This window comes from Priestia filamentosa, assembly GCF_900177535.1.
Lineage (GTDB): Bacteria > Bacillota > Bacilli > Bacillales > Bacillaceae_H > Bacillus_I > Bacillus_I filamentosa.
On sequence record NZ_FXAJ01000001.1, the window covers coordinates 799,544 to 825,273 of the forward strand.

General features: G+C 38.8%; 24 protein-coding genes. 18 read left to right on the top strand and 6 right to left on the bottom strand.

All coding sequences use genetic code 11. From position 1 onward, the window contains the following. Positions 1-167: 167 nt before the first annotated feature. Both mutS and mutL read left to right on the top strand, forming a co-directional pair. Complete coding sequence (gene mutS / locus B9N79_RS04230) at positions 168-2,834, top strand: DNA mismatch repair protein MutS (protein WP_085117722.1); 2,667 nt, start codon at positions 168-170, stop codon at positions 2,832-2,834. Positions 2,835-2,876: 42 nt separating this feature from the next. Further along, on the top strand, positions 2,877-4,751 hold the full coding sequence (gene mutL, locus B9N79_RS04235; protein ID WP_085117724.1) for a DNA mismatch repair endonuclease MutL: 1,875 nt from the start codon (positions 2,877-2,879) through the stop codon (positions 4,749-4,751). A gap of 44 nt (positions 4,752-4,795) precedes the next feature. On the opposite strand, the gene B9N79_RS04240 is transcribed toward mutL, so the two are convergent. Then, positions 4,796-6,166: an amino acid permease gene (locus B9N79_RS04240; protein WP_046217780.1), complete on the bottom strand. Its 1,371-nt coding sequence runs from the start codon at positions 6,164-6,166 to the stop codon at positions 4,796-4,798. 720 nt (positions 6,167-6,886) lie between these two features. Here B9N79_RS04240 and B9N79_RS04245 point away from each other — a divergent pair. Both B9N79_RS04245 and B9N79_RS04250 read left to right on the top strand, forming a co-directional pair. Next, positions 6,887-7,987, top strand: a complete 1,101-nt coding sequence (locus B9N79_RS04245; protein ID WP_063592704.1) for a peptidoglycan-binding protein — start codon at positions 6,887-6,889, stop codon at positions 7,985-7,987. A 112-nt stretch (positions 7,988-8,099) separates the two neighbouring features. Beyond that, the gene (locus B9N79_RS04250; protein ID WP_046217779.1) at positions 8,100-8,837 is read left to right on the top strand and encodes a hypothetical protein; all 738 of its coding nucleotides are present in this window, start codon (positions 8,100-8,102) and stop codon (positions 8,835-8,837) included. 63 nt (positions 8,838-8,900) lie between these two features. On the opposite strand, the gene B9N79_RS04255 is transcribed toward B9N79_RS04250, so the two are convergent. Next, positions 8,901-9,521, bottom strand: coding sequence for a LysE family translocator (locus B9N79_RS04255; RefSeq protein ID WP_085117727.1), 621 nt, complete (start codon positions 9,519-9,521; stop codon positions 8,901-8,903). Between the two features lie 258 nt (positions 9,522-9,779). Between B9N79_RS04255 and B9N79_RS04260 the strand changes: the two genes are divergently transcribed. The 10 genes from B9N79_RS04260 (at position 9,780) to B9N79_RS04305 (ending at position 17,951) form a co-directional block, all read left to right on the top strand. Further along, positions 9,780-10,004, top strand: coding sequence for a hypothetical protein (locus tag B9N79_RS04260; RefSeq protein ID WP_040057036.1), 225 nt, complete (start codon positions 9,780-9,782; stop codon positions 10,002-10,004). A gap of 97 nt (positions 10,005-10,101) precedes the next feature. Beyond that, complete coding sequence (locus tag B9N79_RS04265) at positions 10,102-10,326, top strand: hypothetical protein (protein WP_085117729.1); 225 nt, start codon at positions 10,102-10,104, stop codon at positions 10,324-10,326. 373 nt (positions 10,327-10,699) lie between these two features. Continuing rightward, the gene (locus tag B9N79_RS04270; protein WP_085117731.1) at positions 10,700-11,167 is read left to right on the top strand and encodes a VOC family protein; all 468 of its coding nucleotides are present in this window, start codon (positions 10,700-10,702) and stop codon (positions 11,165-11,167) included. 302 nt (positions 11,168-11,469) lie between these two features. After that, the gene (gene qoxA, locus B9N79_RS04275) at positions 11,470-12,426 is read left to right on the top strand and encodes a cytochrome aa3 quinol oxidase subunit II (RefSeq protein ID WP_085117733.1); all 957 of its coding nucleotides are present in this window, start codon (positions 11,470-11,472) and stop codon (positions 12,424-12,426) included. Between the two features lie 17 nt (positions 12,427-12,443). Next, complete coding sequence (gene qoxB / locus B9N79_RS04280) at positions 12,444-14,414, top strand: cytochrome aa3 quinol oxidase subunit I (protein WP_094041195.1); 1,971 nt, start codon at positions 12,444-12,446, stop codon at positions 14,412-14,414. 4 nt (positions 14,415-14,418) lie between these two features. Next, positions 14,419-15,033: a cytochrome aa3 quinol oxidase subunit III gene (qoxC, locus tag B9N79_RS04285; RefSeq protein ID WP_085117737.1), complete on the top strand. Its 615-nt coding sequence runs from the start codon at positions 14,419-14,421 to the stop codon at positions 15,031-15,033. Further along, positions 15,033-15,335 carry a cytochrome aa3 quinol oxidase subunit IV gene (qoxD, locus tag B9N79_RS04290; RefSeq protein WP_085117739.1) on the top strand — a complete coding sequence of 101 codons (303 nt, stop codon included), beginning with the start codon at positions 15,033-15,035 and terminating at the stop codon, positions 15,333-15,335. Before qoxC ends, qoxD begins: the two co-directional genes overlap by 1 nt. A gap of 68 nt (positions 15,336-15,403) precedes the next feature. Next, positions 15,404-15,844, top strand: a complete 441-nt coding sequence (locus B9N79_RS04295; RefSeq protein ID WP_046217777.1) for a Fur family transcriptional regulator — start codon at positions 15,404-15,406, stop codon at positions 15,842-15,844. Between the two features lie 451 nt (positions 15,845-16,295). Next, the gene (locus B9N79_RS04300; RefSeq protein WP_048896862.1) at positions 16,296-17,612 is read left to right on the top strand and encodes an MFS transporter; all 1,317 of its coding nucleotides are present in this window, start codon (positions 16,296-16,298) and stop codon (positions 17,610-17,612) included. 129 nt (positions 17,613-17,741) lie between these two features. Next, positions 17,742-17,951: a hypothetical protein gene (locus B9N79_RS04305; protein ID WP_019391923.1), complete on the top strand. Its 210-nt coding sequence runs from the start codon at positions 17,742-17,744 to the stop codon at positions 17,949-17,951. Between the two features lie 38 nt (positions 17,952-17,989). Here B9N79_RS04305 and dctP read toward each other — a convergent pair whose 3' ends face one another. The 3 genes from dctP to B9N79_RS04320 all read right to left on the bottom strand — a co-directional run bounded on the left by dctP (position 17,990) and on the right by B9N79_RS04320 (position 21,849). Further along, positions 17,990-19,267: a C4-dicarboxylate transporter DctP gene (gene dctP / locus B9N79_RS04310; protein ID WP_019391924.1), complete on the bottom strand. Its 1,278-nt coding sequence runs from the start codon at positions 19,265-19,267 to the stop codon at positions 17,990-17,992. A gap of 290 nt (positions 19,268-19,557) precedes the next feature. Beyond that, complete coding sequence (locus B9N79_RS04315) at positions 19,558-20,256, bottom strand: response regulator (protein WP_019391925.1); 699 nt, start codon at positions 20,254-20,256, stop codon at positions 19,558-19,560. A gap of 15 nt (positions 20,257-20,271) precedes the next feature. Further along, positions 20,272-21,849: an ATP-binding protein gene (locus tag B9N79_RS04320; protein WP_019391926.1), complete on the bottom strand. Its 1,578-nt coding sequence runs from the start codon at positions 21,847-21,849 to the stop codon at positions 20,272-20,274. A gap of 98 nt (positions 21,850-21,947) precedes the next feature. Here B9N79_RS04320 and B9N79_RS04325 point away from each other — a divergent pair, with 98 nt between their 5' ends. The 3 genes from B9N79_RS04325 (at position 21,948) to hfq (ending at position 24,346) form a co-directional block, all read left to right on the top strand. Then, positions 21,948-23,003 carry a DctP family TRAP transporter solute-binding subunit gene (locus tag B9N79_RS04325; protein WP_085117741.1) on the top strand — a complete coding sequence of 352 codons (1,056 nt, stop codon included), beginning with the start codon at positions 21,948-21,950 and terminating at the stop codon, positions 23,001-23,003. Between the two features lie 135 nt (positions 23,004-23,138). Beyond that, complete coding sequence (miaA, locus tag B9N79_RS04330) at positions 23,139-24,071, top strand: tRNA (adenosine(37)-N6)-dimethylallyltransferase MiaA (RefSeq protein WP_094041197.1); 933 nt, start codon at positions 23,139-23,141, stop codon at positions 24,069-24,071. Positions 24,072-24,121: 50 nt separating this feature from the next. Continuing rightward, entirely contained in the window at positions 24,122-24,346 is a 225-nt protein-coding gene (gene hfq / locus B9N79_RS04335; protein ID WP_019391929.1) for an RNA chaperone Hfq, read from the top strand. Positions 24,347-24,416: 70 nt separating this feature from the next. On the opposite strand, the gene B9N79_RS04340 is transcribed toward hfq, so the two are convergent. Then, positions 24,417-24,590, bottom strand: coding sequence for a Fur-regulated basic protein FbpA (locus B9N79_RS04340; protein WP_019391930.1), 174 nt, complete (start codon positions 24,588-24,590; stop codon positions 24,417-24,419). Between the two features lie 180 nt (positions 24,591-24,770). Here B9N79_RS04340 and spoVK point away from each other — a divergent pair, with 180 nt between their 5' ends. Continuing rightward, the gene (gene spoVK / locus B9N79_RS04345) at positions 24,771-25,730 is read left to right on the top strand and encodes a stage V sporulation protein K (RefSeq protein WP_019391931.1); all 960 of its coding nucleotides are present in this window, start codon (positions 24,771-24,773) and stop codon (positions 25,728-25,730) included.

Consider the following 25,730-nt stretch of genomic DNA (forward strand, 5'->3'; position numbering starts at 1 on the left):
CAGAAAAAAACAAAAAAGCGCTATATGAGATTGTATGCAAGGACAAAGTAACGTTATGTCTCTTTCTATAGATTCTAGGGAGTTTATACCTTTTTAAAAAGTTCAGCGTTTTATGTTATAATACGGCTTGATAATAATAAATGAAGAGATGAAATGTGGGGATAATAATGGCAGGGTATACGCCAATGATACAGCAATATTTAAAAATCAAGGCAGAGCATGAAGATGCCTTTTTATTTTTTCGCCTTGGAGACTTTTATGAAATGTTCTTCAATGACGCGCTCACTGCGTCTCGTGAACTTGAAATTACGTTAACAAGCCGCGATGGAGGCGGAAGTGAACGCATTCCAATGTGTGGCATTCCATATCATTCTGCAAACGGCTATATTGAAAGACTTATCGAAAAAGGCTATAAAGTAGCTATTTGTGAACAAGTGGAAGATCCTAAAACAGCTAAGGGCGTTGTAAAACGAGAAGTTGTGCAAGTAATTTCACCAGGAACGCTTATGAATGAGAGCGGGTTGCGTGAGAAAGAAAACAATTATATTGGCAGTTTAACAGAATTTGAGGATGGGACGTTTGGCCTTTCATTTGCAGATTTATCAACAGGTGAAAGCTATGTCACTCTTTTAGCAAAAGATATTGATGCGGTTGTTGGGGAACTTTATACGAGAATGGTTCGTGAAATTGTCGTGTCTGAAAACTTTTCAGGCAGTGTTTTAGCACGTCTGAAAGAAAGTATGACAATGACGATTTCTTACTCGGAAGAAACCGAATCAGACGAAGAAATTGAGAAACTAACATCACACCTTCAACAAGACAAGCTTGTAAAAACGAGCGCACGTCTTTTCCACTACTTGCGTAAAACACAAAATAGATCACTTGATCACTTACAGCGTCCACTCTTTTACCAAATTGATCAGTTTATGAAAATTGACTTTTACTCTAAGCGCAATTTAGAGCTAACAGAGACGATTCGTTCTAAAGGTAAGAAAGGTTCACTTCTATGGCTTTTAGATGAAACAGTAACAGCAATGGGAGGGCGCTTATTAAAACAGTGGATCGACAGACCGCTTCTAAAAAAGGCAGACATTGAGCGCCGTCATACAATGGTTGCAACGCTTATGGAACAGTTTTTCGAAAAAGAAGAACTTCGTGACTTGCTAAAAGACGTTTACGATCTTGAGCGTTTAGCAGGACGAGTTGCCTTTGGAAATGTTAATGCTCGGGACCTTGTGCAGCTAAAAAAATCGTTAAACAACGTTCCAGCCATTGAAGAAGTGATAAAACGGCTTGATCAGCCATATGCAGAAGAGCTGTTAAATGGCTTAGATCGCTGTGAAGATTTAGCTTCTTTGCTCGAAGAAAGCATTGTCGAGCAACCGCCTCTTTCCATTAAAGACGGAGATATTATTTCTGACGGTTATAACGCTGATCTTGATCAATACCGAGATGCAAGCAAAAACGGAAAGTCATGGATTGCAGCGCTTGAACGAAGAGAGCGTGAAAAAACAGGCATCAAATCGCTAAAAATCGGCTATAACCGCGTTTTTGGTTATTATATTGAAGTAACTCGCGCAAATCTGCATCTTTTAAAAGAAGGGCAGTACGAGCGCAAACAAACCTTAACAAACGCGGAGCGTTTTATTACGCCTGAACTAAAAGAGAAAGAAACATTAATTCTAGAAGCGCAGGAGAAGAGCGTTGAACTAGAATATACGCTGTTTCTTGAAATTCGCGAACGTGTAAAAGAATATATTCCACGTTTGCAAAAGCTTGCGAAAGCGTTGAGCGAACTTGATGTTTTACAAGCCTTTGCGAAAGTGAGTGAAGAACGTCATTATGTACAGCCGTCATTTTCTGAGTCGCAATCATTAGAGCTTGAAAATGGTCGCCACCCTGTTGTCGAGAAAGTGATGAACTCTCAAGAATATGTGCCAAACAGCTGCAATATGTCTGATGACCGCTCTATTTTACTTATTACAGGACCAAACATGTCTGGTAAAAGTACGTATATGCGTCAAATTGCGTTAACATCTATTTTGGCTCAAATTGGCTGCTTTGTACCAGCAGATAGAGCAGTATTACCAATCTTTGACCAAGTGTTCACAAGAATTGGAGCAGCAGATGACTTAATTTCAGGTCAAAGTACATTTATGGTAGAGATGCTGGAAGCTCGCAATGCGCTCGTAAATGCAACACAAAACAGCTTGATTTTACTTGATGAAATTGGTCGCGGAACGTCTACATATGACGGAATGGCACTCGCTCAAGCAATTGTTGAATATATTCACGAATATATTGGGGCAACAACGCTGTTTTCAACACACTACCACGAGCTTACAGTTCTAGAAGACGAGCTGAAAAAGCTTTATAATGTACATGTAAGCGCAATTGAAAAGGATGGAAAAGTTGTTTTCCTTCATAAAATCAAAGACGGAGCTGCTGATCAAAGCTATGGTATCCATGTTGCAGAGCTTGCTGAACTTCCAGGCCCATTATTAGACAGAGCTCGAGTTATTTTAAAAGATCTTGAAGAAGGCAGCTTTGAAGTTCCAAAAGCACCTGTAAAAAGCATAGAAGATACACAACTTGCCCATAAAGAAGTGAGTGCAGCAAGGGAAGAAGTAGAAGAAGTTCAAGAAGAAATTAAAGAAGAAGCGTCACAGCTTTCATTCTTCCAAGAAGAAAAAGCAAGTGTACCAGAAGAAAAACTTTCGAAAAAAGAGCAAGATATTTTGAGAAAGCTAAAAGACCTTGATATTCTAGAAATGACGCCACTTCAGGCGCTAAATACGGTATATAGTCTGCAAAAGCAGCTGAAGAAAAAATAAGAGAGGGCTTTTCCTCTCTTTTTCTATATAGGAGGGAGAAAGATGGCACGAATTGTACAGCTCTCTGATGAGCTATCAAATAAAATTGCTGCAGGAGAAGTTGTCGAACGGCCAGCATCGGTTGTAAAAGAGCTTGTGGAAAATGCGATTGATGCTAACAGCACCGTCATTGAAGTGGAGCTTGTTGAAGCAGGATTAACGAAAATTCGGATTGTCGATAACGGAGATGGCATTGAAAATGAAGATTGCTTAACCGCTTTTCGACGTCATGCAACAAGCAAAATTAAAAATGAAGGAGATCTTTTTCGGATTAGAACGCTCGGCTTCCGCGGTGAAGCATTACCAAGTATTGCTTCTGTTTCAGAAGTAGATTTAAAAACAAGCTGTGGAGATGATGCTGGTACTCACCTTTATTTAAGAGGTGGGGAAGTTGTGACACATGAGCTCTACTCAAGTCGCAAAGGAACAGATATTACCATTACAAATCTCTTTTTTAATACGCCAGCACGTTTAAAATATATGAAAACCATTAACACAGAGCTTGGCAATATTACAGATATTATGAACCGTCTTGCTCTTGCGAATCCACACATTTCATTTAAGCTCCTGCATCATGATCGTAAACTGCTTCATACAAATGGAAATGGAGACGTGCGTCAAGTGCTTGCTTCGATTTACGGAATCCGAATTGCCAAAAACATGATTCCGATTAAAGCTTCTTCACTTGATTATGAAGTTGACGGCTATATTGCACTTCCTGAAGTGACAAGGGCTTCAAGAGCCTATATGTCGACGGTTATTAACGGCCGGCATATTAAAAACTTTGGCTTGTTAAAAGCCATAACGGCTGGATATCATACGCTTTTGCCAATTGGCCGCTATCCAATCGTATTTTTAAATATTAAAATGGACCCGCTTCTAGTCGATGTTAACGTACACCCAACAAAGCTTGAAGTTCGGTTAAGTAAAGAAGACGAGCTATTTTCTCTTGTTGAGGGAAGCATTAAAAAAGTATTTAAAAAAGAGCAGCTTATCCCAGAAGTGGCCACAAAAGCGCCTGTTACAAAAGCAAAACCGCAAAGTGAGCAAAGCGTTATGTCATTTGACTACAATGAGTCGCCTTCTGTAAAAGAAGAGAGGGTAGTAATGTATGAAAGAGCCCCAGAGCCGCCTCCAGCTGAAGAGTCTGTAAAAGAGGATTTAGCATGGTTAAATGAGCTTGAACAGGAAGAAGAAAGAAAGTTTAATGAAGCACTCAAGCCACAGCAAGAGAATCTCCTTGTTGAAAAAGAGCGTGTAGAGGAAGAAAGCGCAGAGGAAGAAGAATCCTCTTCTCGTGTTCCCACGCTTTATCCAATTGGTCAAATGCATGGAACGTACATTTTAGCCCAAAATGAGAACGGTCTTTATATTATTGACCAGCATGCGGCACAAGAGCGAATCAAATACGAATACTTTCGTGACAAGCTTGGTGAAGTAGAGCCAGAAGTACAGGAAATGCTTGTTCCGATTACGCTTGAGTATTCAGCAAATGAAGCTATTGTAATTGAGGAACACCGGGAAGCGCTAGCTAGCGTTGGCGTTTTTATTGAGTCGTTTGGTCACAACAGCTTTATCGTTCGCTCACATCCGCAATGGTTTCCAAAAGGAGAAGAAAAAGAAACCATTGAAGAAATGATTGAACAAGTGCTTTCAATGCGAAAAGTGGATATCATCAAGCTACGTGAAGAAGCAGCCATTATGATGAGCTGTAAAGGCTCTATTAAAGCAAACCATCATCTTCGTCATGATGAAATTTTTGCGCTCTTACAGTCTTTAAGGGCATCAAGTGATCCATTCACATGTCCGCACGGTCGTCCAATTATCGTTCATTATTCAACATATGAGATGGAGAAAATGTTTAAGCGGGTGATGTAAAAGAAAAAGGCGTAACCTCCTCTGGTAGGTTACGCCTTTTTCTTTTATTTTTTCGATGCTACATCTTTTTTTATTTTCCCTGCTTGAACTTTATAAATTACAATAAGCAAAATAAACCAAACAGGTGTAACAAATAGCGAAACTCGTGTATCCTCTGCAAGTGCCAATACGACAATAATAAAGGCAAGAAAAGCAAGAATTAGATAGTTGGAAAATGGATAAAGCGGAAGCTTAAACTTATTCACTTTCGCTAAATCGGGTCTTGTTTTGCGATATTTCAAATGACAAATAACCGTGATTCCCCAAATGAAAATAAAGCAAACAGTTGAAATACTTGTAATAAGCGTAAAGACGCCTTCAGGCATTGTATAGTTCAAAACAACGCCAATTAAAACAACAACAGCTGAGAAAAACAGCGCATTTGAAGGTACTTTATTAGCTGTAAGTTTTGCTAACGCTTCTGGTGCGTTTTTATCTTTAGCGAGTGAGTACATCATACGGCTTGTACTGAAGATAGCACTGTTACATGCAGAAGCAGCAGATGTTAACACAACAAAGTTAATAATGGTTGCAGCGGCTACAATTCCAACCGCAACGAAAACTTGTACGAACGGACTTTCCGCTGGATTAATAGCATTCCATGGATAAATACTCATAATCACAATAAGTGCTCCAATATAGAAAATTAATATACGAAGCGGGATATTATTAATTGCTTTTGGAAGAACTTTTTCTGGGTTTTCTGTTTCACCTGCTGTAAGACCAACAAGCTCAATTCCAACGAAGGCGAAGACAACCATTTGGAACGAAAGAATAAAGCCGTTCATTCCATTAGGGAACATGCCGCCATGGTTCCATAAGTTTGCAAATGTAGCTGGTCCTGAGTCGGTAGAGAAGCCTTTTAAAATCATGAAAATACCAATCACAATAAGAGCTAAAATTGCGATAACTTTAATTAAAGCAAACCAAAACTCCATCTCACCAAAAAGTTTGACAGTGGCAAGGTTCATAATTAATAAAATTACAAGCGCAATCAATCCTGGAACCCATTGCGGAACGCTCGGGAACCAATATTGTGTATAAAGGCCAATTGCGGTTAAGTCTGCCATTGCAATGGAAATCCAGCAAAACCAGTAGGTCCAACCGGTAATAAAGGCAGCCATATTTCCTAAATAGTCTTGTACAAAATCAACAAAAGAATGATACTCTAAATTTGTTAGGAGTAATTCTCCAAGCGAGCGCATAATTAAAAAGCAGATCATTCCTGTAATAATATAAGCAAATAAAATTGATGGGCCTGCAAGGTGAATGGACTTTCCAGCTCCAAGGAAAAGACCTGTTCCAATTGCTCCACCAATTGCTATTAATTGTACGTGTCGGTTTTTTAAACCTCTCGCCAGTTTCTGTTCTTGCATTTGTTTCCCCTCTTTCTCGTAACATCATCGCGTTTGACCGTAAAATTGATCATGTCAGCACGCCGTAATCTTCATCACATTCATTTAATTCCTTTTTACTGGCTTTTTTGTGTGCATTTCACCCATTTTCTCATTAAGTTATCAATGGCTGCAATAAAATATTATACCATTATCATAATTGATATTGAAAGATGACAATTTTTAAATTTTTAGATATAATATTTCATTTTAAGTAAAAGGAATAATAATTTTGAATAGTCTAAAATTTTAAGGTCTGTAAATCTATTAGATGTGAAGAGCTCTCATATTATGTAGTTGTAAAGGTATGTATGGTATATAGTGAGAAATCGTATTTAGCTATATCTTTGTGATTTCCCAACCATTTGATAAATATTGTGTCATCCTCCTTTCATTAAACCTATTATAGCGTATCATCTTTACAATTTCCTTACAAATATCCACTTTCCTCATTCTAAAGACTTCTTTTTCGACAAATTTCAAAGGGATTTTTATTTATAGCCTATAAATCTTTTATCCCTATAGTATTTTCTTCCTTCTTATAGAATCCAATTCCATAATTAGGTAACACGACTCTCTCATATTTGAATAGGATGTAGTAGTAGACACTAGAATTGAGCTATAGAGAGCTCTATTTTCTTCTTTCTTTGTAAGTGTGAAAGAGAGAAGGCAACATTGTCAAACAACTAGGGAGTGAATCATATGCCAGCCACTACTTTGGAATATCTGCTAGAGCGCTCGGAAAAGCGGCTAGTAGGGGTAAATGCTACAGTGGCAGCAAAAGCCATTGAGCTTATTAAACTTGCATATAGAAACGGAATTAATATTGCTGTTACACAAGGACTTCGTACTTTTGCAGAACAAAATGCCCTATACGAACAAGGACGGACAAAGCCAGGGAAAATCGTCACAAATGCAAGAGGAGGTCAGTCGATCCATAACTATGGATTAGCGTTTGATATTGCTATTTTTGATGATAACCAAAACGCGGTATGGACAGGAAATAATTACAATAGAGTTGGAAAATTAGGCCAGCAGCTTGGACTTGAATGGGGAGGAGCATGGCGATCTTTTAAAGATCTTCCACACTTTCAGTATACATTTGGACTAACACTTTCACAGCTTCAAGCAGGAAGAAGACCTCCATCAGGTGGAGCTGTTGCTCCTTCACAACCACTTCCGAAAAACTATCTTGAAAGGGGAGATAGCGGCACGCTCGTAAAAGGGCTGCAAGGAAAACTGCAGGCACTTGGATTTAGTGTTGGTTCAGGTGGGATTGACGGAGACTATGGAGCAGGAACGGAACAAGCGGTAAAAGCATTTCAAAAAAAATACGGTTTAACAGCTGACGGCATTGCAGGAGCACTTACATTAGCCAAACTTGATGAAGAATATAAAGCTTCTCAAAAACCAACGCCAACCCCGGCACCGAAACCAGCGCCAAAACCAACAACACCGCCAGCACAAGACCCGGCAAAGGAGGAACCAAAAGTGGATAAAAGTAAGTTACCAGCAGAACCTGCTGCACGAGAAGAAGTGAATGAAGCGATTGAACGTGGAATTACCAACGGAGCACGTCCACAAGATGAGGCAAAACGTCAAGATGCAATGGTCATGGCAAAAAGAGCAGGAGATTTCCAAGACTATCAAATTCAAAACTTATATACAACATTCCAACAAGTAAAAGCTAACCTACCGCTTCAAAAGCCAGAAGTATGGGAAGAAAAGCTTGAAAATGGTGATGTGTCACAGCAAGAAATGCTATATTTGATCGCTCAGCTTACACTTCGTTCATTTGGATAGAACTAAGGCGTGAATTTCATATGAAATTCACGCCTTGTTTTATAAGAATAACGTGTGGCAAGATAAGAATGAACTCGTGTCTATTTACATCGTTTAACAGAAGGGACATATCATGACCTATATTCACTTTTTTTGGATACTCTTTATCTGGCTTACAACCTACTTACCGTTTCTTACGCTTTTGGGTGTTATCGTAAGTTTTGTTAGAAGAAAAAGTAGGAAACGCTCATTTATCGCTCTTATCATCGCTGTTTTTCTACTCTACCATATGAATAGAAATGGACAAAATATAGAAAACCTCATTGAAAGCTTGTATGAGGGTTCTTTCGCCTCTGCTTTTCTTTTAATAGGCTATCTCTATTTAATATATTGGTGGTGTGCTTTTTTACATAGAAGAAGTAGGGAAAAGAAAGAATTCGATTTTCTTAAAAAAGAAGACTTATCTCTTGAGCGAGCCATCAAAAAAGGAAAGAGAGACAAAATCCTTACAGTTACGCTGACGATTGTCCTCGTTCTTTCAATTCCCTTTATTGCATTTGTGTATCCTCGTTATATGAAAGAAAAATCGGTTCTTATAAGTCAATCTCTTCTGATTATGAGCAAGGTGGAAATTGTGCAAGAAGGAAAACTACTCTCTATCTTTGGTGAGCAAAATATTAAAGTTTACTATGAGAAAGAAGGGAGTCCTCGCTATTCATTTCGTATAAACATAGTTAACGAAGGAAAGACCTTAAAGCCAGAGACTTTTAGCATCTATTGGCAAGATGAAAATCATGCATCACTTATTATTAACGATAAGAAAAATACGAGGGGAATTATCACTATTGATCTATTAAATAAGATGAAATAATAGCATGCTGCTGATTATAAAAAGCGCCGTTCATACAAACGAACAGCGCTTTTTAATGAGATATTATTTCTCAGTAAATGCTATTTTCACTCCAATGATTGTAAACAAAGAGCCTTGCAAAGCATTAATTTTTCGAGAAATTTTGGGGCTTTTACGTAAAAAGCGTCCAACTCCTTCAGCAAAAAAGCTAACAAGCGCAAAAATAACGAACGCTTGAACTAAAAACGTAAATCCGTACAGGAGCATTTGCAGTGTAACAGAACTATCGTAGTTAATGAACTGTGGGAAAAGTGCTAAGAAGAACAGCGACACTTTGGGATTCAAAACGTTCATAATAATGCCTTTTTTGTAGAGCGATTTACTTTCTAATGAATCCTCATTATTCATTGTCACATGCGTACTTTTGTCACGGAACGATTTATAAGCTAGATAAAGCAAATAAGCGGATCCTGCGTATTTTACAATTGAAAAAGCAAGAGAAGATTGATAGACAAGCGCTGAAAGTCCAATCGTTGCAGCCGTAATATGAACGAGCAGTCCTGTGCAAAGACCAAGTGTTGTAAAAATGCCGGCATTTTTTCCTTTGGCAATGCTTTGAGCAAGCACAAATAAGTTATCAGGCCCAGGCATAAGGGTAAGAAGCACAGCAACGCCTAGAAATGAAAGTAAAGATAATAAGTCCAATGTTGTCACCCTTCTTTCAGTTAAGATTTTTAGCATATTATAACATATATGGAGAGAGGGCTGGGAAAGAGAACAATAGGAACTTTCACTGTTTTCATTCGTAAATAATTGTAGGAGAAAAATGAGGGTAGGAGGGATTTTGGCTATCGAAGCATTCGTACTCGTATACGAGCTACAAGCGAAAGTAAAAAGTTAAAAAGAAGAGTAAAAAAGCTAGAAGAGAGATCAGGAAGTTATTCGTAAAAAGGGGAGAGAATGTTGGCTCATTGTGCAAACTGTGGCAGGAAGTGGAGTGCAAAAGACGTATGGAAACTTGGACTTCAAAACAAAGGAAGAGCGTGTAAATATTGTGGAAGAGAACAGTATATTTCCTTTAAAAAGACATCTAAGTATTTATTTTTAACAGATATGTTGGTGATTTTCTTCTTCTTACTTTTCCCTTTTGTTATAAAGCTCGGTAATGAGGGTGAAGACATAATCTAAAAGAAAACAGGTCTTTTTTTCCTTTAACGTAAAAGAGTTTTTTATTGAGTGGGGAACATTTGTTCGTTATAATTAAAGCATAAGGAGTTGAATCGTTATGCTACGATTATTACAACAAAGTTCAGAGTCGAAGAAACCGCTCGAGATTATTTATATGGCGGATAACGGCTCAATTACACAGCGCTCCATCATTGTATATGAAATCAACGCAACAAAAGTAAAAGCTTGGTGTTTGCTTCGCCATGAAAAGCGAACATTTAAAATAGACAATATTCTTTCCTGTGCGTTCAAGGAAAGAAAAAGATATGGATTAGCACGATAAGCCTCTAGTTTTGCTGGAGGTCTTTTTTTTGAGCTCTTTAAAAGTAATAATTTTCAATTTGTATTAACATATTGAAAAAGCGAGGTGCTGTTTGATAGCTGAATTTGAAACAATTACGCTCTTTCCCCCTGTTGCTTTTTCTCATCGTTGCGCTAGTTGGAGCGCTCTTTTTTCTTATTGTGATTAAGCGTTAGCGGCTTTTTAGTTGCCGTTTTTTCCGTTCTCTCTATTACAATATCCGCTTTTCTCTTGTACAGAATGGGCGTATTGGCTGATGAGCTAAACGGTGGAGGAGATTCTTTCTTTTCTTAATCATCTCTGTGCTAAGTATAGCTAATCTTGCTGTCTATTTTATAAAAGGGAGGGGTTTTAAATGATTAAAGGATTGTATGAAGCACATTTGCCTGTTTCAAATCTTGAAAAATCAATTGAGTTTTATCAAAAGCTAGATTTAGAGATTGCTTTTCGTGAAGAGAAACTAGCCTTCTTTTGGATTAAAAAAGGAGAGAGCTGGCTTGGACTTTGGGAAACTGAGCAAGTTCATATTCCGTATCATGCTTCCGTTCGCCACATTGCTCTTCACATTGAGGGGGAAGATATGGATTCCGCTAAAGATTGGCTGAAAGAGAGGGGAATCCAAGTAAGAACGGCATTTGGATTTGGGGAGGACAGACAGCCGCTCGTTTTACCAAATAGTCCGCAAGCACATGCTGCTCTTTATTTTAGTGACCCTGATGGAAATTCAATTGAGTTGATTTCACCACTGAGTCATAACGTAAAAGAGAACTTTAAAATGATGAGTTTAAAAGAATGGAAGGAAACCAAAAAGATGCCTTTTTAAAAGGCATCTTTTTTGATGGAAAAAGCTTAATTTTTTTAATTTATAAAGTGAAAGATAAATTAAATTTATAGTTCATTTTATAGGTGTTTTTAAGAGCGGAGATGAAAATTAAATCCCCCTCTAGAGGGATTTAAATGGGGGTTAAATCCAGAGTTGTTACCGATTTATGAATGAAGTTTGTCGAATTATTGAAAAGTGAAAAAAGGCCTGTTAATCGCTATCACTTAGTTTTCTTTTTTTATACAATTTGATGGAATCCGAGCTTGTTTCATTCGAGACATTAGAAAGGAAGGTGAAATTCCATGTTCAAAAATCGTAAAGCATGGTTGATTGTAATAAGTAGTTTAATCTCACTCGTTATTATTACTGTACTTGGAGTTCGCAGTGATCTTATCGTGTTAGATCCTAAGGGACCGGTTGGGGAGATTCAAAAAGATCTTATTATCTTTTCCCTTTATTTTATGCTTGCTATTGTTGTCATCATTTTTGCTGTATTTACGTTTGTGATTATAAAATATCGTAATCGAAAAAACTTCAATGACCGCGATTATGATCCAAATTTGCACGGCAGCACGAAGCTTGAAATCATTTGGACCCTTATTCCTCTTTTAATTGTTATTGCTCTTTCGATTCCAAACGCGAAAGCTCTTTATGATTTAAAAGAAGCGCCGAAATCTACAGCGCATAAAGAGCCGATTGTTATCCATGCAACGGCCGTTGACTGGAAGTGGATTTTTAGCTATCCAGAAGAAGAAATTGAAACAATCAATTACGTAAACGTACCTGAAAATCATCCGGTTTTATTCAAAATAACGGCAGCTGATTCAATGGCTTCTTTCTGGGTGCCGCAAATTGGTGGGCAAGTGTACGGAATGCCTGGCATGGTCAATGAACTTTATCTACAAGCTGACGAAGTTGGTACATATGAAGGCCGAAACTCGAACTTTACGGGAGAGGGAATGGCTCATCAGCAGTTCGACTTTGTGGCGCTGAATGAAGAAGAGTATAGCAGTTGGGTGGAGGAAACAAAAGAAACGGCTCCAAAGCTAACTGAGGAAACGTATCAAAAGCTCATGCTTCCTGATACAGCAGAGCGAACAACTTTTTCATCAACGCACTTAGATTTCGTTGATCATGGTCTTAACTCAACATATGCGTTGAAAGTAAGAGCAGATCACGGACTTATTGAAGAACCAATAGATGAAGGTGAAGAAGGTTCACATGAGCATTCGAACCATGGATCGCACGCTCATCACTAGGAAAGGAGGAACATATGATGTTTAATTTTATTAAAGAGCACTTAATTCTTGATGATCCGCTCATTCTCGGAGCGAACATTTCGATTTTGCTGACAACGATTGGGATTTTGTTTGTTCTTACATATTTCAAAAAATGGAAGTGGCTTTGGACAGAATGGATCACAACCGTTGATCATAAACGAATCGGAATTATGTACATTCTAGCCGCTTTACTTATGCTTTTCCGCGGTGGAGTTGACGCTTTATTAATGAGAGCACAGCTTACAGTTCCAAACAATGAGTTTTTATCTTCAGAGCATTACAACGAGATTTTTACAACTCATGGAACCATTATGATTTTATTTATGGCAATGCCTTTTTTACTTGGACTAATGAACTTTGCGGTCCCATTACAAATTGGGGCAAGAGACGTTGCCTTTCCGTTTCTGAATAACTTAAGCTTCTGGTCTTTCTTTAGCGGAGCGATTTTGTTTAACATTTCCTTTGTTTTTGGAGGTTCTCCTGATGCTGGATGGACAAACTATGCGCCGCTAGCAATCGAAGGAAGCCCTGGACCTGGTATTAACTATTATTTACTCGGTCTGCAAGTTTCAGGAATTGGTACCCTTTTAACGGGAATTAACTTTGTTGTAACGATCATTAAAATGCGTGCTCCGGGCATGACGCTGCTTCGCATGCCGATGTTTACATGGACAACATTAATTACATCATTTATTATCGTGTTTGCTTTTCCAATTTTAACGGTTACGCTTGCATTGATGACGTTTGACCGCCTGTTTGGTACGCACTTTTTCACTTTAACAGACGGCGGAAATCCGATGCTTTGGTCAAACATGTTCTGGATGTGGGGGCATCCTGAAGTATACATTGTTGTGTTGCCTGCATTCGGGATTTTCTCAGAGATTATTGCAACGTTCGCGCGTAAAACGCTCTTTGGATATAAAACGATGATTGTCTCGCTTGTAGTCATCTCGTTTTTAAGCTTTATTGTATGGGTGCATCACTTCTTCACAATGGGGGGAAGCGCAGCTGTTAACAATATTTTCTCTATTACAACGATGGCCATTGCGATTCCAACCGGAATTAAGCTGTTTAACTGGCTTGGAACGCTTTATAAAAGTAAGATCGAGTTTACAACACCAATGCTTTGGTCACTTGCATTTATTCCAACGTTTGTAATCGGAGGGGTAACAGGGGTTATGCTTGGAATGGCGGCAGCGGATTTTCAGTATCATAACTCGTACTTCCTTGTTGCACATTTCCATTACACATTAATTGCCGGCGTTGCGTTTGCTTGTTTTGCTGGTCTAATTTACTGGTATCCGAAAATGGTTGGCTACAAAATGAACGAAAGAATTGGAAAATGGGCGTTTTGGCTGTTTACAATCGGCTTTAACGTATGTTTCCTTCCACAGTTCATCCTAGGGTTTGATGGCATGCCGCGTCGTGTGTATACGTACGCTCCTGAAGATGGTTGGACGGGGCTAAACGTTGCATCAAGCGTTGGTGCTGCTGCGATGGGACTTGGATTCGTTGTGTTTGTATACAACATTTATTACAGTCACCGCTATGCGATTAGAGAAACAGAAGGAGACGTATGGGACGGAAGAACGCTTGAGTGGGCAACAACAACGTCTATTCCGCCTCACTACAACTTTGCGAAGATCCCTCACGTCCAAAATATTGATACGTTCTGGGATATGAAGCAAAGAGCGAAAAAGAAAACAAAGAGACAACAAGAAGAAGGAAACTATGAGCCTATTCATATGCCAAGCAATACCGGGACAGCTCCTGTTATGTGTGCCTTTTTCTTTGTCGCTGGTTTTGCTCTTGTTTTTGAACTATGGTGGATGGCGATATTAGGCGCAGTGGGAATACTCGGTTGTATGCTCGTTCGCTCAGTTCGTTCCTATGAAGAAGATAAAGGCTACTATGTAAGTGTTGAAGAAATTACGGAAGCGGAACAGCCGTTCCATAAGGAAGGGTGAGAAAATGGCACAGGTTAGTAACGCTGGGGAAGAAAACGTTCCTTTAGAATATAAATCGGGGATTGGGAGATTAAATATATTTGGATTTTGGATCTTTTTAGGAGCAGAAGTTGCGCTTTTTGCTACGATTTTTTCCGCCTATTTTGTGTTAGAAGGTGGAACAGCAGGAGGCCCCCTGCCTAGCGAGCTTTTTGATCTTAATAATACAATCGCTATGACGCTTATTCTATTAACAAGCAGTTTCACATGTGGATTAGCGATTCATGAGATGCGCAAAGGAAATAGGAGGGGAATGCTCCTTTGGCTCCTTGTGACGCTTCTGTTTGGTGGAGGATTCTTATACATGGAAGTGATGGAGTTTATCCATCTTGTTCATGAAGGCGCGACAATTGGGACAAATGCCTACTGGTCTTCCTTTTATGTGTTAACAGGAACCCATGGGCTTCACGTAACGCTTGGAATTGCGTGGATGATCCTAATCATCGCTGAAGTGATGAAGCGAGGGTTAACACCCCATACAGCGAAAAAAGTATTTGTTTCAAGCTTATATTGGCATTTCTTAGACTTTGTATGGATTTTCGTTTTCACGAGCGTTTATCTATTAGGGATGGTGAAATAATGGAACAAAAAACAGAAAAACATAGTCACTTTCCGTGGTCACACGTATTAGGTTTTCTATTATCGATTGCACTAACGTTTCTAGCCGTTTGGGTTGGGTTGTACACAAATTTATCAATCCAGACCATTGTTGCACTCGTGTTCCTGCTTGCGTTTATTCAAGCAGCCATTCAGTTGTTTATGTTTATGCATATTTCAGAAGGAGAGCACAAGCTTTGGCAAATTGGGAAAATGTTTGCATCAGGTCTCATTGCCATTATTATTGTTGCTGGAAGTGTGTGGGTCTTAACGTCTATGCACTAAAAATGGAAAGGGAGGCAAGTAAGGGATCTCCTTACTTGCCCCTCTAAAAAAAGGAGATGATGAGGAAAATGAACGGAGAACTGAATTTTTACAAAAACAAGCTAAAGGACAAAGGAGTCAAATTAACGCCTCAGCGAGCAGCCATCATTAGGCATTTGTTGCAGACAAAACTGCCGATAACAGCAGAGCGCCTCTTTCAAAATATGGCGGTAAAGTTTCCGAATGTGACGAAAAAAACGATTAATACGAATTTAGCTCTTTTAAAGGACGTTAGCGTTGTAAGAGAAATTAAAGAAGATGCTGGTCAGTCCCGCTATGAGATTATAACGAGGCAATTGTATCGCTATGGAATATCTTGTATAAGATGCGGCATTACCCTTGATTTTAGCAGTAAAGAAGAAGAAATGTTTGCGAAATGTGCGGACATGTTTGCCGGTTTTACACCATTAAACCTTAGCCTTACAATTGAAGGGCTCTGTGCTGATTGTGAACAGCATAAGGTAATCTAGTATAGTTTATATCTATTTCTCATCAGAAGGAGGGGAGAAGCTTTCGTTAAGCTGAATGAAAATACACTAGTTACGGTATGTAAAAGGAATAAGAAACAAAAAGCTATTGAACAACACCTCTTTTATAAAAAACAATCCACACGTTATCCTCTCTCATATTTTCCATAGAACAAACACTTGTTTATACTTTATCCCTATAATTGGAGGGGGTAGTCTAAAGAACTAGATGACTTATAACAAATAGGTCTATATGTTCTAAAATGAAACTTAAATATTCATTTTGGAATATTTAAGCTATAATACATATATTAGGATTTTTTCAGCTATTGGCTGTTGAGGCATATGTTCTCAGCAGTTTTTTGCGTTGAGCATTGTCAAAGTAATGAGAATTAAAAGGGGAATTAAGGGGAGAAATTCGAATATATTATAAAAAATCGAAAGAGGTAGAAGTATGCTACAAGAAGAAAAAAAGCGAAGTGAAATGATGCCAAAAAGCAACTTCAAGCTTTTTATGATGCTGCCGATTTTGTCATGGGCGCTTTACGATTTTGCAAACACGATTTTCTCTTCCAATATTACAACCATTTTCTTTCCATTTTATCTGCAGGAAGTTGTCGGAGACAGTGAACGAATGAACCAGATTGCAAGCACGTTCATTTCTTATGCAAATGCTGTATCTAGTTTTTTTCTTGTCATTTTTGCCCCCCTTTTCGGCGTGCTTATTGATAGAACGGGCAAAAAGAAAAAGTATGTGACGGCATTCACGCTTATTTCCGTCTTTTTTACGATGATGATGGGATTTTTAGCTCTGGGAGATGGGGGCGGAACAGTTGGGGGACTGCCGCTTTCATTAATTCTTGTAATCATTTGTTTTGTGATTGCCAAATTCTTTTATAACTCAAGCCTTGTGTTTTACGATCCGATTTTAGCCGATATTAGTACAAAAGAAAACATGGCGGTTGTTTCAGGATTTGGAACTGCTGTTGGCTATATTGGTACACTCGTTGGCTTATCGATTTATCCATTTGTGAGCAGCGGGAATTATCATGAAGCATTCATTCCGACAGCGCTCTTATTTTTATTGTTTTCTCTTCCTTTTATCTTTTTTACAAAGGAAAAAGAAGTGGAGAAAGAGATAGAAAAGGCTTCATTTTGGAGCGGCTACCGTGATATTAGCGCAACATTTAAAGAAATGAAAAGTTATAAAGCGATCTTTTATTTTATGATTGCGTACTTCTTTTTAAATGATGCGATTGCAACGGCTGTTGCGATGATGTCTGTCTACTCCACTGCAATTGTTGGGTTTGGAGCAGGAGAATTTATTTTGCTTTATCTTGTTTCAACAGTTGCTAGTATTATCGGTTCATTTATTTTCGGGTTTATTTGCAAAAAGTGGGGAGCATGGAAGTCAATTGTAGCGGTTGGGATCATTTTAATCGTGGCTCTTTCCTTTGCAGTTATCGCAACAAATTCTGCGCTATTTTGGGTGGCAGGAAGTCTTTTTGGGGTGTCACTTGGTTCACTATGGGTAACAACGCGCACGTTTATTATTGAACTTACGCCTCAAGAGAAACGCGGTCAGTTTTTTGGTCTTTTCGCTTTTTCAGGAAAAGTATCGTCTGTTGTTGGTCCATTTTTATATGGAACAATTACGCTCCTGTTAGCGGATTACGGAAACCTAGCAAGCCGGGTTGCGCTTGGTTCTCTCATCATTCTTGTGCTCTTTGGCTTATTTTTTCACCAGTTTGTTCGTAAACATAGAGCTTAAAAAGTTGAATTTTTTTGTTTATAAGAAAATTGAAATAATCTTTACAAAAACTTAACGTGTAAACCCCTTGTTCATTTAGAGAATTTCGCATATGATGGTATACAATCTCATATAATTGGGGGGAAAAGTATGTTTAAAAAGTTTTTGAAAAATATGATGGGAAGCGGCCGTCGCTATTCAAGCAGCGATCGTCGTCACCGTAGACCAAGTCGACGTTATTCAAGCAGTGATCGCTACAGAGGACGTTCGTACTCAAGCAGTGATTATAAAAGAGGACATTCAAAATATGGCCATCGCCATTATAAAGGTCGCTATCGTAGCGGAAGCTATAGCAGCTAAAAAATCCCCGTCGCTTTTTAAGAGCAACGGGGATTTTTTTAGCTTGCTGGCTTAATTTTATTGCCGATTTCTTTAATGGCTTCAACGTTTTTCTCACGATCAAACTCATTTTCACTTTTCGCTACGATAATTGTTGCAATTCCGTTTCCAATTAAGTTTACGATTGCGCGTCCTTCACTCATAAAGCGGTCAACGCCTAGAAGAAGAGCAAGACCCTCAAGTGGGATAACTTGCAGTGCTGCAAGCGTTGAGGCCAACACGATAAATCCGCTTCCAGTTACTCCTGCAGCGCCTTTTGACGTTAGCATAAGAACAAGGATAATCATAATCTGTTGACCAAGCGTTAAGTCAACGCCAAACACTTGCGCTAAAAAGACAACGGCCATTGAAAGATAAATTGATGTTCCGTCAAGGTTAAAAGAATATCCTGTTGGAATAACAAGACCAACAACAGACTTTGAGCAGCCATAGCGCTCCATTTTGTTCATCATACGAGGAAGAACAGATTCAGAAGAGCTTGTACCAAGCACGATTAGAATTTCGTCTTTAATGAAGCGTAAGTAGTTCCATAAGCTAAAGCCATACAGCTTACAAATAATATTAAGAACAACAAAGATAAATATGAACATTGTAATGTAAACAGAGAGCATAAGCTTTGCAAGCGGCAGAAGGGACGTTAATCCGAAATTCCCGATTGTATAACCAATAGCTCCAAACGCTCCAATTGGGGCAGCGCGCATCACATAACCGATAATTTTAAAGAATACGAGTGAAAGTTTATCTAATGATTCAATAATGCCTTTTCCTTTATCTCCAAGTGATGCTAAGCCTACTCCAAATAGAATAGAGAAGAAAAGAACTTGTAAAATATCGCCTTTTGCAAATGCATCAACCATATTAGAAGGAACAATATGAGTCACAAATTCAATCCAGTCGATGCCTTTTGCCTCTCCACTTTCTGTTGTGTATGCTGAAACGTCTCCTTTCTCAAGTGAATCATAATCAAGACCTGCTCCAGGTTTTACAAGGTTTACTACAACGAGTCCAATTACAAGTGCGAGTGTTGTGACAATTTCAAAATAAATAAATGCTTTTCCGCCAACTTTTCCGACTTTCTTCATATCGCCCATTTTTGCGATACCAAGTACAATCGTTAAAAAGATAATAGGAGCAATGACCATTTTAACAGCATTAATGAACGTGTCGCCGAGCGGCTTTAGTTCTTTTCCAATGTTTGGCCAAATAAGCCCAACAAGCACCCCCAGCGCGATGGCTGTTAGTACTTGAAACGTTAAATTTTTAAAAAGTTTCTTCATTGTATTTCATCCCCTTTGTCCCCTTAATCAACAACTCCATAGATAAATGATATCGCTTTCAAATAATTTTGAACATTTTATGAACTTATCGGACATTTTGGTCTTTTTGGTCTCAACCTTCTGTTTTAAAACTTAAAAAAGCAAAAGGGGATAAAAAGCTCTCTTTTTCGAATAGTTGAAGAATGGAAAATCTCCCGAAAGAACATCGAGCGATAGGCTAACAGAGATAGTGTGGAGGTAAACAAAAAGAGCCTCAGCATGCTGAAGCTCTTTTCTTACAGGCCCGTCTTCTAGTAGCGGTTTTCATCGTAAAGGTAGCGGTTAATAGGACGACCAACGCCTCCATACTGAATATCAATTTTAACGGCTTTTGTTTTCTCTAAATAATCTAAGTAGCGTCGGGCTGTTACCCGGGCAATACCGACACCGTTAGCAACTTCTTCAGCTGAGTGAGGCTCCCTTTGTTCTTTTAAATAATCGACAATAACAGTGAGCGTAAATTCATTAAGTCCTTTTGGCAAAAGGGAAGAGAAGTTTTCCGGTTTCGATGATGAATATAAAATAGAGTCGAGCTGCTCTTGCGATAACGTGCTTTCTGTGTTTATTCGCTTGTGATAGTTTCGATATTTTTCAAGTGCTTGCTGAAGACGTTCAAATGTGAATGGCTTCATAATATAATCAATAGCCCCATTTTGAAGGACTTTTTTGATCGTTTCGCCATCTTTTGCAGCCGAAACAACGATAATATCTGTTGTGAAATTTTCGTTCCGCAGTTTTTGCAGTGTTGCAACCCCATTTAGCTTTGGCATGAAAATATCAAGAAGGGCAAGCTCTGGATTTAGTTCCTTTAGCTTTTCTAACCCCTCCTCGCCATTGCTTGCTGTTCCAACAACGGTAAATCCTTGCACTTTATTAATAAATGTTTTATTGAGTTCTTGTACCATTGGATCATCTTCAATAATAAGAACTGAAACGTCATTTTTAGTCATTGCTGTTCCTCCATCCTAGAGTGGAAAGGTAATTAAAAAGGTTGTACCATAACCAACATCTGAAGTAACGGTAATCTCTCCGTCACCTTTATCAACAACTTGTTTTACAAGATATAAGCCAATGCCTTGACCGCTTTCTTTTCCTTTTGTAAAATGTCGGTGGAAAAGAAGCGGCACATCATCATCTTCAATGCCAATTCCATTATCCTCAACAAGAATCGCGCATACTCCTTCTGATTCATCAATGCTTACGTCAATTCGCTTCTCGGTGTGTGAGCTTTTTTCAAGGGCATCAAACGCGTTTTCAATTAAGTTGCCAAGCAGAATAACAAAATCGTGATAATCAAGGCCTGGGGGAAAGTCTGTAAGCGATGAGTTTGGATCAATCACAACATCAATATCAAGCTCTTTGCCGCGGCTTACTTTGCTTAAGAGCAGTCCTGACACAGCAGGATGGTGGATATGCTCATTAAGGAAGTTTGTGAGCTTTTCTTGCTCTTTTGAAATTTGAAAAACAAACTGAAGAGCTTCTGCTGTCCGCCCAAGTTGAATAAGGCCTGCAATGCTATGAAGCTTGTTCATATGCTCATGATTTTGCACACGCAGCGCATCGACGAAATTTTTTACGCCTGTTAATTCTTCAGCAAGTGCGGCTACTTCTGTGCGATCTTGAAAAATCGCCACAGCTCCAATGCGCTCATCATTTACTTTAATCGGAAAGCGATTGCTGAAAATTCGCTTGCCGCTCATTTGAATTTCCTGATTATGCACGTGACGATTTGAATAAAGAATCTCAGGAAGATGAGTGTCTTTTAATACCGAACGAATCGGCTTTCCGACTACCTCGCCTTGTACATTGAAAATGGAGCGCGCTTTCTCGTTAAAAATCGTAATCTCTTCTTTATTGTCAATCGCAATTACGCCTTCATTCAATGCATGAAATGTGGCTGTTCGTTCTTCAAGAATGCGGACAATTTCATGTGGTTCAAGCTTGAACATTTGATTTTTAATATGTCGTGCAAGCATAAACGAGCCAATGACGCCAAAAAGGAGGGTAATGAATAAAACAATGAAAATTTCTTTTTTCAAATTCATTAAAATATCCCATGTGCTAGGGAGTGTTTTACCAACAAGGACAACGCCAATTTGATTAAGCTCCTCGTCTTTAATCGGAACAAAAGCTCTCAAGGACGTTCCTAACTCTCCGCGTGCTTTTGATAGATAAATATGTTCAGCAAATGCTGCGTCTTCATCTTGTCCCTTTGATACTTTTCCTAGCAACTCATTTGCCGGATGAGAGTAGCGGATATGCTCCATATTCATCACAACGATATAGTCTGCTCCGTTGATGATTCTGAGCCGTTCAATAATCGGGTTCAGTTTCTTCCAGCCTTCTTTTTCCCGGAGCATTTCCTCGACCTCTGTGAGCTCTGCGACCGTTCTCGCTGTGTTCATGGAACGCATCCCAATTTCCTGTTCTTTTGTTTGACCAACAATCCCAACTAAAAAAATCCCGGCAATTAAAAGTGAAAAAAGAACAATTGCGTATGATAGAGTTGTAATTTTCCAACTTATTGATAGTTTTTTGAGCATGGCAGGATCCTCTCAAATAGAAAATAAATATGTTTTATAAGCTAACTTATCCTATAATAATAGTATGAAAAAGCGATAAAAAGAAAGGTAGGGATGATGTGAAAAAAACAATTCTGCTTATCCTTTTTTTGTTTACTGGTATTGTAACCGCTATCGGATTTGGATTCCATCATCTTTTTCCTTTTAAGGAACTTCCTTATGATGATGATCAGAAAGGATTAAGAGATCAAGTCTTAATTAAGTTCAGTCATGTTGTTGCCGAAAATACGCCAAAAGGGCTTGCAGTAGACAGGTTTGCTAGACTTGTAGAAGAAAAGTCAGACGGTAGAATCAAAGTGGCTGTTTTTCCAAATGGAAGTCTTTATTCAGATATTGAAGAAGTATCAGCATTAGAAGAAGGAACAGTACAGATGATTGCACCTGCAACTTCAAAGCTTCAAATGCTGTCACCAAAATGGGGCGTGCTTGACTTGCCGTTCATTTTTCCGAATGAGGAAGCTGTCCGACACGGACTTGAAGGATCCATTGGAAAAGAGCTGTTACAAACATTCGATGGAACAGATATCAAAGGACTTGCCCTGTGGTCTAATGGTTTTAAGCAGCTTACAACAAATGAGAAAGTGATTAAAAAACCTAAAGATGTGAGCGGACAAAAATTTCGGATTATGCAAAGTCCTGTCTTAGATGCTCAGTTTACGATGCTTCGAGCAGACGGTATTCAGCACCAGTTCAATGATACCTATTCTTTGCTTGATAGGAAGGAAATTGACGGGGAAGAAAATACGGTGTCTAACATTTATTCAAAAGGGTTTTATAATGTGCAGCAAAACATGACAATCACGAATCATGGCTATCTTGCTTATGCAGTGATGATTAATCGTTCATTTTGGGATGAACAAGATGAGGAAACGAAGAACATTATTTTAGAAGCCATGAAAGAAGCGACAGCGTGGAATGAAAATGAGGCGCTTGAAAAAAACAAAGAGCAGCTTCAGTATATCCGTGAAAACTCGTCAATGAAGATTCACACATTAACGAAAAAAGAGCGCAAAGAATGGCTTAACGCGCTATCTCCTCTTTATAAGAAATACGAAGAAGAATTCGGTCCGTCGCTCATGAAGGAAGCGATCAAGCTTAGAGACGGCAATTTTTAGCGTATAAAACCAAACTGCTCTTGAATATAGGGGAGCGTTCCGCGTAGAATACAAAATGAGACAAAAAACGTGAATGTACGTATAAATCTTGTCATATTGGATATAAGGGTTGAAGAACAGAAAAGTGGTGAGAGTTTGACAGAGAAAGAAAAAGTGGTCGTAATTATCGGTCCAACGGCCGTTGGAAAAACCGAGCTAAGCATAAAGCTCGCAAAAAAGCTGAACGCTGAGATTATATCAGGAGACTCGATGCAAATTTACCGAGGAATGGATATTGGGACAGCGAAAATTACGGAAGAGGAGATGGATGGTGTTATGCATCATCTTATTGACATTAAAGATCCGGACGAAAGTTTCTCTGTTGCCGAATTTCAAAAGCTTGTGCGCGAAAAAATGTGCGATATTACAAGTAGAGGAAAGCTGCCGATGATTGTAGGCGGAACAGGGCTTTACATTCAAGCGGCACTTTACGACTACGAGTTTACAAAAGAAAAAGCAAACAGTACGGTTCGCACGCGTCTAGAAGAGCGCCTAGAGCTTGAGGGAGCAGAAGTGCTTCACAGCGAGCTCCAAAAAGTAGATCCACTAAGCGCAGAGCGTATTCATATGAATAACACAAGACGGGTGATCCGCGCGCTTGAAGTATACGAAACAACAGGAACGCCGTTTAGTGAGCATGTTGACGAAGAAAAGCATGAGCTTCTTTATAATGCGGTCTTTATTGGACTTACAATGGAGCGAGAGCAGCTATATGCGAGAATTAACAAGCGCGTTGATATGATGATGGATAAGGGACTTTTAAAAGAGGTTTCAGATTTAATCCAAAGAGGAATTAATAAAGAGGCGCAGTCTGTTCAAGCGATAGGTTATAAAGAGCTGTACGATTTTGCGGAAGGTCGCACAAGCTTAGATGAAGCTGTTGAGCTCTTGAAGCGCAATTCAAGACGATATGCAAAACGTCAGCTCACATGGTTTCGCAATCGTTTGCCTATTCAGTGGTTTGACATGACAGACGCTCGTCCTTCTGAAAAGTTTGCTGAAATTTTTGCTTATATAGAAGGAAAATAGGATATAATCGAGAAATAGTTAGCTTATAGAGATAAAGAGGAGGCAATATCATGAAACAGTCAATCAACATTCAAGATCAGTTTTTGAATCAGCTTCGCAAAGACAACGTATTTGTAACAGTATTCCTACTAAACGGTTTTCAACTTCGCGGCCTTGTAAAAGGGTTCGACAATTTTACCGTTTTATTAGAAACGGAAGGCAAACAGCAGCTTATCTATAAGCATGCGATTTCGACGTTTGCACCAAACAAACCTGTTTCAATGGAATTCGAATAAATACAAGGCGTTCATGCCTATGTTTTACATAAAAGAGGCAACCTCCTGGGGAGGTTGCCTCTTTTTCTATTTATGCGCGAGAGATTATTTTTTGTTTTGTTTGGTTGAGATACTCTTTTTCAAGTTCTTGGAGAGAAAACTCGTAAAGATGTTTTCCATACTTTTTATATAACCCAACATTTAATAGTTTTGTGATTAGTTGATTTTTGCGGTCTTCTGCCGCTTTTTGTTTCACTTCATTCATATTTGACATTCCTTTCACAACTTGAAAGCATTTTCTCTAAAAAGGTTATTCCCACATTAACAAATTTCTAAACAACCTTAGATTTTTAACATGGATTTTTTTCTTTTAACATAAAGTGAAAGAAAGAGAGGTTTTTTGAAGATGTGAGAATCAGCACAAGAAGTAAAGAGGTGAACGTTCTTGGAGAGACCAGTTACGCTAAAAAATAACGGTCAAATTAACATCGTTTTAAATAATGAAACGCAAAAAACACATGGAACTCAAACTTCCTCCTTTATCCCTGTTGTAAAGCAAGAGGTCAAACATGAAGCCCTTCGCGATATCGAAAGAGAGATGGCAAAGCTTGTTGGCATGGAAGAAATGAAGCGAATCGTGAAAGAAGTGTACGCATGGCTTTATGTGAGCAAAAGGCGCGAAGAAATCGGGTTGAAAGCTGAAAAACAGGCGCTTCATATGATGTTCAAAGGGAATCCAGGCACAGGGAAAACAACAGTTGCGAGACTTCTAGCCAAACTGTTTCTTGAAATGAAGGTGCTCTCAAAAGGGCATTTAATTGAAGCAGAGCGGGCAGATTTAGTTGGGGAATATATCGGACATACGGCGCAAAAGACGCGTGATCTCATAAAAAAAGCAATGGGCGGCATTTTATTTATTGATGAAGCTTATTCACTTGGCCGAGGCGGAGAGAAAGACTTTGGAAAAGAAGCAATCGACACGCTTGTAAAACATATGGAAGACAGACATCAAGAGTTTGTGCTAATCTTAGCGGGGTATTCTCGCGAGATGGATAACTTCTTAATGCTGAATCCAGGCTTAAAATCGAGATTTCCGCTTGTTATTGATTTTAAAGATTATACAGTAAGTGAGCTTTTGCAAATTGCAGATAAAATGTTAAAAGAACGTCAATATGAGCTGACAAAAGAAGCGCTATATAAGCTTCGTCAGCATTTAAACGACGTAACAGGACAGTCAAGCCTTCAAACTTTCAGCAACGGCCGCTACGTCAGGAACGTGATTGAAAAGTCAATTCGCTCACAAGCAATGCGGCTCCTCACAACAAACAAGTTCGATCGTGAAGAATTGATGACATTAAAGAGTATTGATTTAATTTTATCAGACGGAGAAAAGGTGTCGTTTTGA